9 protein-coding genes are annotated in these 13,398 nt (G+C 62.6%); 2 read left to right on the top strand and 7 right to left on the bottom strand.

The window, feature by feature from the left end; all coding sequences use genetic code 11:
* Positions 1–361: 361 nt before the first annotated feature.
* A complete protein-coding gene (locus VNC39_RS02910) occupies positions 362–1,678 on the bottom strand; it encodes a cytosine permease (RefSeq protein WP_325395988.1) in 1,317 nt (438 codons plus the stop codon).
* Positions 1,679–2,040: 362 nt separating this feature from the next.
* Between VNC39_RS02910 and VNC39_RS02905 the strand changes: the two genes are divergently transcribed.
* Entirely contained in the window at positions 2,041–3,048 is a 1,008-nt protein-coding gene (locus tag VNC39_RS02905; protein ID WP_325395986.1) for an alpha/beta fold hydrolase, read from the top strand.
* Positions 3,049–3,229: 181 nt separating this feature from the next.
* Here the strand turns inward: VNC39_RS02905 and VNC39_RS02900 are convergent, their stop codons facing one another.
* The 6 genes from VNC39_RS02900 to VNC39_RS02875 all read right to left on the bottom strand — a co-directional run bounded on the left by VNC39_RS02900 (position 3,230) and on the right by VNC39_RS02875 (position 12,046).
* Positions 3,230–6,895 carry a glycoside hydrolase family 99-like domain-containing protein gene (locus VNC39_RS02900; RefSeq protein WP_325395984.1) on the bottom strand — a complete coding sequence of 1,222 codons (3,666 nt, stop codon included), beginning with the start codon at positions 6,893–6,895 and terminating at the stop codon, positions 3,230–3,232.
* A 212-nt stretch (positions 6,896–7,107) separates the two neighbouring features.
* Positions 7,108–8,655: a DHA2 family efflux MFS transporter permease subunit gene (locus VNC39_RS02895; RefSeq protein ID WP_325395982.1), complete on the bottom strand. Its 1,548-nt coding sequence runs from the start codon at positions 8,653–8,655 to the stop codon at positions 7,108–7,110.
* The gene (locus tag VNC39_RS02890; RefSeq protein ID WP_325395980.1) at positions 8,655–9,770 is read right to left on the bottom strand and encodes an HlyD family secretion protein; all 1,116 of its coding nucleotides are present in this window, start codon (positions 9,768–9,770) and stop codon (positions 8,655–8,657) included. Before VNC39_RS02890 ends, VNC39_RS02895 begins: the two co-directional genes overlap by 1 nt.
* Positions 9,770–10,255, bottom strand: a complete 486-nt coding sequence (locus VNC39_RS02885; RefSeq protein WP_325355464.1) for a MarR family winged helix-turn-helix transcriptional regulator — start codon at positions 10,253–10,255, stop codon at positions 9,770–9,772. Before VNC39_RS02885 ends, VNC39_RS02890 begins: the two co-directional genes overlap by 1 nt.
* A 51-nt stretch (positions 10,256–10,306) precedes the next feature.
* Entirely contained in the window at positions 10,307–10,984 is a 678-nt protein-coding gene (locus VNC39_RS02880) for a MarC family protein (protein ID WP_325355466.1), read from the bottom strand.
* Positions 10,985–11,167: 183 nt separating this feature from the next.
* Positions 11,168–12,046, bottom strand: coding sequence for an S-methyl-5'-thioadenosine phosphorylase (locus VNC39_RS02875; protein ID WP_325395978.1), 879 nt, complete (start codon positions 12,044–12,046; stop codon positions 11,168–11,170).
* Positions 12,047–12,336: 290 nt separating this feature from the next.
* Here VNC39_RS02875 and VNC39_RS02870 point away from each other — a divergent pair.
* Positions 12,337–13,398: methyl-accepting chemotaxis protein (locus VNC39_RS02870; RefSeq protein WP_325395976.1), on the top strand; the 1,062-nt coding region annotated here is incomplete at its 3' end.

Genomic DNA, 13,398 nt, shown 5'->3' with positions numbered 1-13,398 from the left:
CCGCCGCCGTACGTGCCGTCACGCCAGCCACAAAAAACTCAGCCAGACGATCTTGCTGTTTTTCCGTTAAACGACAGTACCTTAGGTCCATAAAACCATCCTAGATCCGCTCAGGATCTGGGACAGCCCCAAAACTTTTGTGACGCTGGGCGGAGGGGCTGAAGGTTCCGGCGGTGCGTAGCACCGTTGGAATGGCCCTGGAGGGCATGGGCTGCGTCGCCGACAAAGCCATAGGCCCAGAGTCATAAAGTTTTTTTGCTACTTTTTGTTCACAAAAAGTAGCCTTCCTTTTTTGTTTCCATAGCGGGAGTGGCGAATGATCGACGGATCATTCGCCACTCTATGGAGCCGGGGGCGAAAGCTAGGTGATCGTATCCAACGCCGCTTCTCGGCTCGGTTGGCCGAGGCCGAGCGCTGCATAGGCGGCGCCGCTCACGAGCAGCCCGGCCAGGGCCTCACCATATTGCGGCATCCAGATGTGAAACACGATCGCGACGGCCGACCCGAGAGCCCATGCTGCAAACGCCCGGGGATGGAAATCGGCGTCTGCCCGTAGCCTGGCGGCCTGGCCGAGGATCAACTGATCCATGATCATCACCGCGCCAATGGGAGGGACGAAGATGCCGAGCAGGCTGAGCCAGTAAGGGAACAGGCTCCAAATGCCGAGGATTGCGGCGACGCCTCCGAGGATGCCCAGCACGAGCGTGAGAACGCGCATCCGGTTCTTCAGCAGATGACTGTAGCCGACCGCGCCGTTGTAGAGGCAGTGCGCGCAGACGGAGCCGAGATTGATGAACACGAAGACCAGGGCAAGTGCCGTCAGCAGAACGCCATGTCCCGTTAATAAGGGCATGAAGTCGCCGCCGTTATGGGTGGGATTGATCGCCGCACCTGCGGCGACGATTACCCCGCCGAACAGAAAGGCGAAGCCGTTGGCGAGGGGAAACGCTGAGAGTGAGGCGAGGACACCTTCGCGTCCGTTACGCGACCAGCGGGTGAAATCCGCCGTCATCGTGCCCGCATCGGCGAAACCGGCGATGACCAGACTGATCGCGCCGCCGAACGTCATGCCATGCGCGAGGCCCTTGAAATGCCAGACGTCGGCCATCCCGCTCTTCAAGGATGCCAAAACCAAAGCGATCAGGCCCATGATAATGAAGAGTGTCGGCGCCATCATGCCGACGATGGCGAGTGCGCGGATGCCGAGAAACGTGGTGGCCGTATAAAGCAGCGTCGCTACCACGATCACCGCCGTCATGTTCCAGCCAAAAGCCGTATGGATGGTGGCCCCGGTCAGGCCGGTCTGGAAGGCATACCAGCCGACCACGAGAGTCGAAAGCAGGCCGCAGGCAACGCTATAGCCCTTCGCGCCGAACGTCTTTTTCGCCTGCATCGCGAAATTCAAGCCGGTCGAGCCGGCGACATAGCTGAGGGCGCCAACATAAAGACACAGAACGAGGTTGCCCAGTAGAATCGCTGACGCGCCCTCGATAAATCCGAGATTGTAGACGATGATCCCGCCGAACACGGCCTGGGTCAGCACCATCGGAAACCCGACCCAGACGGCGGTGACGGATTTCAGCGAATGCCGGCGCTGTAGGGGCACCGGCTCATGTTCGAATTCTTCTGCGAAAGTTCCTTCCTGCCCCAAGGCAGTGGTCGATACCGGCGTCTGCATGAAAGTCTCCATCAAACCAGCATGGCCATCAGGTTAGGCAGAGCGCCGGAAAAACGCGTTGCACAGATGCGCACGAATGCTGGAAAAACAATCAATAAAAATCATAAATTGAATATATTTTATTCATGCTGAGCCGTATAAGTTGTTGTGTTGAATAAATATTAAACAAAACAATTCTATAAAGTTTAGAATTTATGCGGAATTTGCCGCTTTCGGGCCAATTTTGCCACCATGCACCCGGATCAGCGGGGCTGAGGGCCTGAAGATTGATGGATGGGGTGACTTATAGTTAGTTTTCAGCCGACCGTATCTCTCCGGCCAAACTGCATCGCGGCTCGGCTTGCTTAACAATAGGAATTTCCATGAGTCAGGATTTCAGTATTTTCGAAGCCAAGGATTTTGAGCTGCAAGGCGGCACCACGTTGCCGGCCGCGCGATTGGCATTCGCGACGCTCGGCACCCTGTCGCCGGACAAGGATAATGTTGTGCTGATCCCGTCCTGGTATGCGGGCACGCATCGTGAGTCCCTCGCATGCCTCACCGGTCCAGGGAGGGCGATCGACCCGGACCGCCATTTTATCGTCGCGACGAACTTGCTGAGCAATGGTGTGTCCAGCTCACCCAGCAACACGCCGTCGCCTTTTGAAGCAGCACGTTTCCCGCTTGTGACGCTTTTTGATAACGTGCGGCTACAGCACAAGCTTGTCACGGAAGCCCTGGGCGTTGAGACGCTGAAGCTGGTCGCTGGCTGGTCGATGGGGGGATGCCAGGCCTATCAATGGGGGGCGCAATACCCCGACATGGTAGAGGCGATTGCGCCGCTGAACTGTTCCGCCCGGACGGCGAACTTCAATAAGGTTTTCCTGATTGCGCTTCGCCGTGCGTTGGAATTGGATCCGGCATTTGAAGATGGCTATTATCGCCGCCCGCCGATCCGCGGGTTGAAGGCGTTCGCGGCGATCTATGCCGGCTGGGGATTCTCCGAACCATTTTTCCGCACGGAAGCATTCCGTCAGTTCGGCGCCGACAGCAGTGAGAGTTTCGTTGAACGGTACTGGGAACCGGCCTTCCAGCATTTGGATGCCAATGACCTTCTCGCTCTCATGCGCACGTGGTTTGACGGTGATATCAGCGCGAACGCGATGTATCAGGGCGATCTTGCGCAGGCGCTCGGTGCGATTAAAGCGCGGGCGATCGTCATGCCGGGTGAATATGATCGCTACTTCCCGCCGATTGACAACGTCAATGAAGTCCAACTGATGAAGAACGCTGAGTGCCGTCCGATACCGTCGATCTGGGGGCATATGACCGTGTGGAATCCCGAAGATCGCCTCTTCATCGACCAAGCGCTGCGCGAGTTGCTCGGTTGACGAAGGCACGATGCCAGAAGGCATGACGCCTTGCCGCTGATCTTGAGCAGCGGCCAGCGCATCGGGATCGAAGCGGCGGAAAAAACTTTTCTGGATGCTGGTCATGGGCTGTGTCGCCGACACAGCCCATGATCAGCATAACAAAGTTTTTTTGCTACTTTTTGTTCACAAAAAGTAGCGCTTACTTTCTTCCTAAAAGCTGTTCTCGCAACCGCGCGCGATAATGTTTTTGCGCCTCTGTGCGGGTGCCCAACGTCTCAGCGGCGATTTTGTGCATGCGCGCGACTTCCGCCAGATGTTCTTTCGCGCTCAGGAGTTGCGTCATGCCGCCCTTGTGGCGGCGATGGGTGTTCAGTGGCGCGGCGACATACAGGATTTCGCCGGCCTGCGCGGTCAGGGCGGCGAGATAGAGCCGCCAGTCCCCGGCCAGGCGCCACGTGGCGAGGTCGGGGACCGCATCGAGCGCGCGGCGCAACGCGTCGCGGCGCCAGAGCACGGCGCTGACATTGGGGATGAGGTTGCAAATGCCCAGCGCCATGCCGGCGAAGTCCTTGCCCTCCCAGCGGCCGGAGGCAATGAGGGCCGGCACGCCCGCTTCGAGTGCATAGGATTGGTAGCTCGGCATGATCTGTCGCCCGTCCGTGTCGATCGCGCGGCTGTCGGTGAAGGCGAGGAGCGGGGCCGGGCCGTCGCCGATGGCGTGCAGCAGCCGGGCGAGAAAATCCGGCGCGGCCTCATCATCGGCTTCACACAGCCAGACATATTCGCCTTGCGCGGCCTCGGCGGCGCGGCGCCATTGCGCGAAAATCCCCTGGTTCTCGGCGTTGGCGATCATTGTCACGTCGCGCCCCGCCGCACCCGCCGCTGCGGCCGCCACCGTTAGGTAGTCGTCGGTCGAAGCGTCGTCGAGGAGGAGAATTTCGCGGACCGGATAGGTCTGGGCGAAAATCGAACCAAGCCGCCCCGGCAAATAAGATGCGTCATTATGGTTCAGCACGCACACGCTCACGCCGCGCAAGGCGGGCTGGGCCAGGCGGAGAAGTTTTTCCGTGTAGGCTGCGAAATCGAAAGTTTCCGCCAGCGCCATGAGGCGGGGGCGCGCTTGCGCGAGGGCGGCGTGGTCGAGCAGGGAGAGCGTTTGCGCCTGGAAATCGTCAAGGTTGGCCGCCTGCGCCAAGGCGCCGGCGCGATGCGCGCGCAGCAAGGCGGGGATGCCGCCGCTGTCCTCGAAGGCGACGCAGGGCAGCCCGGCGGAGAGCGCCTCCAGCACCACGCTGGGGTAAGGGTCCTCCCGCGAGGTGAGCGCGAATGCATCGGCGGCGGCGTAATAATCCGCGATCCGCTCGGTGAACGGCACATGGTGGAAACGGCCGGTGGCGGCGGCGCGCGTCATTTCCGGCGCAAGATAGGTGTGCAGCACGGTTTCGACATCGCCGACCCAGCAGAAATGCACGTCGCGCCGCCACGATGCGACGTTGCGCGCGAGTTGCAGGAACAGGTCGAACCCTTTGCGCAAATGGGCATAGCCGGCGCCGAGCACGAGAAATTCCTCGTCTCCCACACGCAGCGCCTGGCGCACGGCGCTGCGTGCTTCGGCATCGTGGGTGACGGGCTGGTAGAGGCCCTGCGGCAAAACATGATGCGGCAAACCGTACAGATCGACCGCGCGGAAAAACGCCGCCGCGCCGGATGCGCTGGCGAACACCAGATTTTGCGCGCGCGCCGCGCCGTGCCGCGCCTGCACTTTGAGGCGGTGCTCCTGCAGAAATTGCGGCATTTCATGCACCAGCAAGGTGGTGGCGATGCCGCGCGCTTCGGCGGCGGGAACGATGCGGGCGGCGGCGGCGGCGTTGACGATGGCGGCGCGGACACCGCGCGCGTAAGCGTGGTCGAGCGCCCGGCCGATGGAAGCGCTGTCGTCGGCGACGCTCAGTTCCGCCAGCTCGCCATATCGGCCTTGCAATGGCCCGCCTTTGAGCAAGAGCAGATGAATTTCGAATCCCCATTGCCGGCGCAGCCGGCGCGCCAGATGCAGCAGCAGCATCTGCGCGCCGTGCGGCTGCGCATCGTGGCCGACCAGCAAGATCCGGTTGACGGCGGGCTGTTCCCGTGGGCAGAGCGCGCGGGCGGTGGCGTTGAGAAAAGCCGCGCCGAAATGCAGATCGGGCTCCAGAAACGCCCCTTCCGCCCATTCGTTCCAGGCATTCACGCACACCACCGGTTCGCCGTAAAACGGGTTTTTGGTGCTGTAGCCGAGCAGGTTTTCGAGCCAGGCCTGGTATTTCGCGGGCGTCGCGCCATGCAGCACCAGGCTCTTGCCTTCGCGCCGCGGCTCATTGTCCCAGCCCGGCACGATGGTTTTGATGAGCGGATAGTCGGGCACGGGCAGGCGCAGCGAGGTTTCGGCGAGGGCTTCGTAATCATGCACCGTCGCGGCGAAGCCCTCATCGAACAAATCGAGCGTGCCGTTCAGTCGGGCGGTCTCCTGGCTCACTTTGTGCGGCGGGAATTCCACCGCGCCGTCCAGCCCGTAGGGCGTGGGGTCGTCATCGTCAAAACTCTGCGCCATGATAATGAGCGGGTCTTCGCCGCTTGCCTGGAACATGCCGCGCCAGCGCGCGAGGCGCCGCTGCGCGTCGGGAATCAGCGAGACCCGGTAGATCATCCAGAGCGGCCGGCCTTGCAGGCGGATATAGCGTGGATCCTTGAAGAGCGTGGTGAAATGCGTGACCAAAGCCGCATCGTCGCTCGCCCGATAGTCCTGGGCGATCAGCCCGTCGCGCTCCAGCCCGTCCCACCGGTGGGTCAAGTTCTCGTTGGCCCACATGGCGCAGAACGGGAAATCGAGCGTCGGGTCGGCAAGAAGCTGGTTGATCGGCTTGTCCAGTAGCGGGCGGCCGTTGAACCAGTAGCTGTAGAACACGAAGCCGGACAGGCCGGCGCCTTTGGCCAGGGCGATCTGCCGGCGCAGGGTCGCGGGATCGTCCAGCGAGTAATAGCCGAGATCGCGCGGGATGCGCGGTTGCAAATGCCCGGCGAAGCGCGGCGTCGCCCGGCCGAGATTGGTCCAGTCGGTGAACCCTCCGCCCCACCAGGCATCGTTTTCCGCCACACGGTGGTATTGCGGCAGGTAATAAGCGAGCAGTTTGGCGCGCGGCATTGCACCCGGCCGCAACGGCGCGAACGCCTCGAAGGCCGGCCCCGGCCGCGTGGCGAACTTCACCGCACCCGCCACGCCTTTTTCCCGTTCGGGGAGCTGCGTCAGGCATTGGTCCTGATGCGCGAGATAATGCAGCAGCGGGTTCTGCCCCTCGAGCGCCGGCCCATAACGGTTGGCATAAAAGCCGATATCGAAATCGGCGGCGGGCGCGCGCAGTTCGGCGACGCCATAGAGCAGGAAATGTTCGAACGGATCGAAATGGCTGGCCGCGACGTCGGGATTTTGCTCAAGATACCAGGCCGGGTCGAAAAGCGGCACAGGGCTGACCTGCCCGGTGAACCGGCGCGCCAGAAAATGCCCGAGGCAAGGCTCCTGCGCGCCAAGTCCGTAGGTACGCCGATACCAAAGGTTGAAAAAATGCGGGCAGGGATCGCGCCCCAGTGCTTCGCCATAGCCGAGATAATGCAGCAGCGGGTTGATGCCGGCCGCGTCGGCTGCCGGATTCTGCGCGCGGTACCAGGCAGGATTGAAATAAGGGTTGGGCCATGCGCCGTTGCGCCACCCGATGGTGCAGAAATGTTCCGCACCATCACCCGTGGCGTCTTCATGCTGCCGCAGATACCATGCGGAGAGAAACAGCCCGCTATGGCGGACAGCCTCGGTCTCGGCCTGCAGCAAAGAGGACATTTCGACCTCGTTATGATATTGTTATTTGTTCCTTCGTCGCCGGCGGGGAAGTTGTCAAGGAGGAAAGAAAAGGGAAGAAGAGAAGGCTACTTTTTGTGAACAAAAAGTAGCAAAAAACTTTGTTATTCCGGGCCCGTGCGGTTTCAACGCCTCAGGCCCAGCGTCGATAAAAGTTTTTACGCCGCTTTTTTCAAAAAGCGGCCGCTTCCTTCCTACTCCATCACTTCAGCACGCGCCGGCCGTGCGGCGACTTTGCCGGGTTTGCGCATCAGCAGCAGGCAGGCGGCCGCGGGCAGCACGGTCATGAGCAGGAAGCTATAATCGTCGATATAGGCGATCACCTGCGCCTGCGTGTTGATCATGCTGTTCAGCAAGGCGGCGCCGTGAGGCGTGGACGGGTTGAGCATGTGGGTCACCGCGCCGCCGGCCTGCAAAGGGCGGGCGAAGGGGGTGACGTATTGCGTGAGCACGGCATGTTCGTACTGCGTCATGTGATCCAGCAAGGCCGAGGTGATCGAGATGCCGATGGCGCTGCCGACATTGCGTACCAGGCTGAGCAAGGCCGCGCCCTGGGTCCTCAGTTCCGCTTTCATGGTGAAGAAAGACACGACCTGCAGCGGCACGAACACGAAGCCCAGGCCGACGCCCTGGATCACGATCGTGACGATCATCATCAGTTCGGATTCGTTCTGTGTCCAGCTTTCCTGCATGGCGAGCGACGCGCCCAGCGCGAGATAGCCGCTTAGCATGACCAGGCGCGGGTCGATGCGGTTCGACACGCGCCCGGCGATCATCATGGCCGCCATGGTGCCGATGCCGCGTGGCGCCAGCACCAGGCCGGCGGTCGCCACCGGATAATTGCCGAGCTCTTCAAGGAAGGGGGCGAGCAGGGCCGAGGAGGCAAGCAGCACCATGCCGACCGAAAACATCGTGATCAGGCCGGCGACGAAGTTGCGGTCGTTGAAAATCGCCCGCGGAATGAACGGCGCCCGCGCCGTGAGCATATGTACGAGGAAGAGATAGAAGCCGAGCCCGGCGAGGATGAAGCTGGTGATGATGGTGGTCGAGCTCAGCCAGTCCAGCTCCTCGCCGCGGTCGAGGCCGATCTGCAGCCCGGCGAGGCCGAGCGAGAGGGCGAAGAAGCCGATCCAGTCGAACGAGGTTTTCGGCGCCAGCTTCACCTTCGGCATCAGGAACAGCAGGCCGAGTATGGCGACAATGCCGAACGGCAGGTTCACGAAGAACACGTAGCGCCAGTTGAAATCGGCCGTGAGATAGCCGCCCAGGGTCGGGCCCAGGATCGGCCCGACCATCACCCCCATGCCCCAGAGCGACATGGCGGAACCGCGCTGCTCCGGCGGGTAGATGTCCAGCAAGGTCGCTTGCGAGAGCGGCACCAGCGCCGCGCCGAAAGCGCCTTGCAGCGACCGGTAAACCACCATTTGTGTCAGCGAGCCGGCGATGCCGCACAGCATCGAGGTGATGGTGAAACCGGCCAGACAGACGATGAACAGGTTTTTCCGGCCGAACCGGTTGGCGAGCCAGCCGATCGGCGCGGTGAAGATCGCCGCCATCACCACGTAGGAGGTGAGCACCCAGGTGATCTGGTCGTAGGAGGCGGAGAGGCTGCCTTGCATATAGGGCAGGGCGACGTTGGCGATGGTGGAATCCAGCGCCTGCATCAGCGTCGCGAGCATCAGGCAGATGGTGATCAGCGTGCGATGCGGCGCGGCCGGCATGGTGTCGCCCGGTCCTGCCATCAGAACAGGTCCGACAAATGCCTGTGGTGGTTCGTATCGATGGAGATTTCCGTGCTCATCCCGTCACGCAGCTTCAGATCTTTCGGGCCCGAGACGATATGGATGCGCACCGGGATGCGCTGCACCACCTTCACCCAGTTGCCGGAGGAGTTTTGCGCCGGCAGGAGAGAGAATTCCGAACCGCTGGCCGGGCTCAGGCTCTCCACCACGCCGCGCCAGGTCTGGCCCGGATAGGTGTCGTCGCTGATCGACACCGGCTGGCCGAGGCGCACCCAGGTGAGCTCGTCCTCCTTGGGCTGGGCAGTGACCCAGATATGGTCATCGGAGACCAGCCCGAAGGCGGCGGTGCCGGCGGAGAGGTACATGCCCGGCTGCAACTGGTCGACATTCGTGACATAGCCCGAGAAGGGGGCGTGGACGACGCTGTGCCGCTGCGCCACCAGGGCGCTGTTCAGCGCGGCGAGCGCGGTCCGGTATTCCGGCATCTGCTCGACCGGGGTGTCCGCATCGCCGCTCAGCTTGGCAAGCTGCAATCCGGCGGCGGCTTCGAGCTGCGCGAGCTGGGCCTGGGATGCCTGCACGGTGTAGCGGGCGTTATCGTAGGTGGCGCGCGTCACGCCGCCATTGCCCACCACCGCGGCGTAGCGTTGCAGATTGGTCTGGTCCTCCGCGAGCTGGGCGTGCTGCGCGGCGATCTGCGCCAGCGCCTCGGCATAGCCGCGCTTGGCGGCGTTGATGTCCAGCACCGCCTGGGCAAGCTGGGCCCGGGCATTGGCCACCGCAATGTCGAAATTGGCCGGGTCGAGGCTGAACAATGTCTCGCCGGCCTGCACATGCTGGTTGTCATGGACGTAGACTTTGCCGACCAGCCCGGACACGTCGGTGGAGAGCGAAACTTTCGCCGCTTCGACATAGCTGTCGTCGGAGGAGACATATTGGCCGCCCTGCAGCCAGAACAGCAGCACGCCCAAGGCCAGGGCCAAGGTTCCGCCAAGCATCAGGATGGGACGCAGGAGGCTGGTGCGCCTGGCCTGTCGCTGCGAGGTTTCGCCCGGTGCCGCGGCACCGGGCCGCGCGGCCGGTTGGTCCCGGGCGACCGTGTTCGTTTGCGACATTACCCCGTCTCCTTCATTGTTTCCGCGGGTTGTTCCCGCGGTGCGTTTTGCTCGGGGGCAAGCAGCAGATTGGCCTTCATGCGCTGCAGCCCTTGCACCATGGTGGCGCGGGTTTCGGCGGACAGTCCGGCCCCGACAAAATCGGCCACGGCGGCGCGCTGCCGGCTGATCTCATCCAGCATGGCAGTGGCGGCGGGCCGCAGATGCAGCCGCCAGATCCGCCGGTCCTGCATGTCCGCCCGGCGTTCGACCATGCCGAGCGCGACCAGCCGGTCCACCAGCCGGGCCACCGTGATCGGCTCCACCTCCAACAGGTCGGCGGCCTCCTTCTGGCTAAGGCCGGGGCGGTAGGAGAGCCGCAGCAGCAGCACCCATTGCGCCCGGGTCATGCCCTGAGTGCGCGCGCGCTTATCGGCCTCGACGCGAATCAGCCGCGCGACGTCGTGGAGGAGCAGAAAGAGATCACAGTCGAAGTCTTGTCCCATAGCGGAACATATAATAAGCCTGCTTATTATTTTTAGCCGCGTGGATTCCGTCTATCTGGCCAGCGTACTGTGCAGGACCGGAATGATCCCCGACAAGGCGATCTGCACGCCGATGCCCAGGAGCAGGAACGCGGCGATGCGCGAAACGACACTCCGGCCGGATTTGCCGAGCACAGCGGCCAGATGTTCTGCCGTGCTGTAGGAGGCCCAGATGATCATGGCCATCGCCAGCGCCGCCAGGCTAACCCCGGTATAGAAGGCGGCCGTGGCGGCGAACGTTCCCGGCCGCTCGGTGCCGAGCGAGACCGCGACCGCGATCGTCCCGGGCCCGGTGGTGAAGGGCAGGGTCAGCGGGAAGAACGCGTACCCGGCCAGATCTTCGGTGGCGGCCTCGCTGACCGGCTTCGCCTCTTCCTGCTTGCGGGCCGAATTGCTGTCCGGCGCGGAGAGCATTTCATAGGCGCGGGTGCCGACGACGATGCCGCCGGCGATACGCAGCGCATTCAGCGATATGCCGAAGAAGCTCAGAATATAGGTGCCGGCCCAAAGCGCCACAAGCATGACCAGAGCGGAATAGATCGCGACCCGCTTCGCCAGGGCAATGCGCCGCTCATGTTCCTGCAGCGCCGTCACCTCGTGAAAGATGATGGAACCGCCCAGCGGGTTGACGATGGAGAACAGCGCCGGAAAGGCCAGCAGAAATGCCCCGAGGGCGCCTTGGAAAATCATGGCCTGACCCTAGAGCATGAGGGTGTTAGAGAGAAGAAAGCGGGCGCTTTTTGAAAAAAGCGCCGCAAAAACTTTTATCGACGCTGGGCCGGCGGCGTTGAAACCAGCACGGCCCAAAATAACAAAGTTTTTTTGCTACTTTTTGTTCACAAAAAGTAGCGTTTCCTTTCCTTACTTGCCTTTTTAGAGCACGCGGCCGGCGACTGCTTGCAGTTTCGCCAACATGGCCGGGTCACGCGCCTCCGGGGCGGTGATCAGCGCATATTCCAGGGCGCGGTCGCAGCCCGCGGGGCAAGGGCCCCGCGCGCTGCCGATTTTCGGCAGCACCGCCTTCACCAGGTTGCGCGCCTTGTCGGCATTGCCGAGCAGCACCTTGATGACGGCATCCACAGTTACCGCGTCATGGTCCTCGTGCCAGCAATCATAGTCGGTCACCATGGCGACTGAGGCGTAACAAATCTCCGCCTCGCGGGCGAGCTTGGCTTCCGGCATGTTGGTCATGCCGATCACGTCGCAGCCCCAGCTGCGGTACAGCATGCTTTCCGCGAGCGTGGAGAATTGCGGGCCTTCCATGACCAGGTAGGTGCCGCCCCGCGTCACGGGCAGGCCGAGTTCCCGAGCGCTCGCCTCCAACGCATCGCCGAGGCGCGGGCAGGTCGGGTGCGCCATCGACACATGGGCCACGCAGCCGGTACCGAAAAAGCTCTTTTCACGGGCGAAGCTGCGGTCGATGAACTGGTCGACGACCACGAAATGGCCGGGCGGCAATTCCGCCTTCAGGCTGCCGACGGCGGAGAGCGAGATGATGTCGGTGACGCCGGCGCGCTTCAACGCATCGATATTGGCGCGGTAGTTCAGCCCGCTCGGCGAGATTTTATGGCCGCGCCCGTGCCGGGGCAGGAACACGGTCTTGATGTCGCCAAACCGGCCCACCAGCAGCTCGTCGGAGGGCGCGCCCCAGGGGGTTTCCACTTTTTCCCAGCGCGTCTCGGTCAGGCCTTCGATGTTATAGAGACCGGATCCACCTATGATGCCGATGACAGGGGTGACGGAGTCAGACATGCGCGTGTCCTCACAGATAAAAGCTGAATGGCGCCCCTTTACGGCTTGTGGCGTGGCAAGAGCAATATGCGCATGCAGCGCCCCGACCCGATGCGCAAGCGAGTCCGTGCGGGGGCCGTGCTTGGACCCGGTGACGTTCATGATCCGTCGTTCGTAGAGAAGCTGCAACCGCTCGTCGACGGGCATGTCAAGCGTGCAACTTTACGTTTAGTCGCATTCCATGCTACAGTTTGGTTAACATAATGTTTAAAGCATAAAGCTTGCAAAAAAAAATTAAGGGGAACGGACTTATGAAGAATATCCCGATTGCCGGGAAGTTCGCCGCGATTTTGGTGGTTTTCGGCGTTTTTTCGCTAGCGGCGGTCATTTACGCGACGCAGGGGATGCGCGCGGTCGGCAGCGCCTACAGCCAGGTGATGAATGGCCCGGCCGGCGCGGCCTATAACATCACCAGGGCCAACCGGGCTCTCGAGGATGCGCGGGCGAGCATGGCCGAGCTGCTGTTGGGGCCGAATTCGTCGGCCCGCGCCGGATTGCAGGCCGATATCGCCTACGATGAACCGATGTATGCGAAGAAAATGGAAGCGGCGATGGCTGAAGCGCCGGCTGCGGCCGTGACCGTGCAGGATCTTGTGACCAGGAGCCAGCAGCTTTTGCGGGGCGACTGCGCCAATGCCGTTAATCTCGCCGCCGCTGCCGGTAACGCGGCCGAGCTGGCCAACGCTCAGGCGGTGTTCCTGAACACATGCGCGGCGAAGTTCGACAGCATTGAACGGGACATATTGGCGGCGGCGCACCGCCTCGACGCGGAGGCCGGCACGCGTGAAGCGACGATGGGGGCCACCGAGAACGCTACGATCTGGATGACGTTCGGGCTGATCGTTGCAGGCTTGGTCGTGGTGATGTTGGGTGGGTTTTTCGCGGTTCGCACCTGGATCACAGTGCCGGCGAACCGGCTGCGGGAGGTGATGGGGCGGTTGGCGCAGGGCGAGCTGCAGGCTGCCGTGGCGGGCACCGAGCGGCGGGACGAGATCGGCGGCATGGCCCGCGCGGTGCAGGTTTTCAAAGATTCAGGGCTGGAGAAACAGCGCCTGGAGAAAGACGCCAAGGCGGCTGCCGCTCAAATGGAAGCCGAGCGCGTGGCCAACGAGGCGGTGCGCGCCGAGACGGCGGCGCAACAGCGCCGGGTGGTGGACTCGGTGGCGGCGGGGCTGGAGAAGCTTTCCAGCGGTGATTTGATGTTCCGCCTGACGGAAGCGTTCTCGGCCGATTACGAAAAGCTGCGTGGCGATTTCAATGCGGCGATGGAGAAGCTGCAGGTGACGATGCAGGCCATCGCCACCAACACGCAA

This window comes from Acidocella sp. (genome assembly GCF_035535915.1).
Lineage (GTDB): Bacteria > Pseudomonadota > Alphaproteobacteria > Acetobacterales > Acetobacteraceae > Acidocella.
This window is presented reverse-complemented; position numbering and strand designations above follow the sequence as displayed.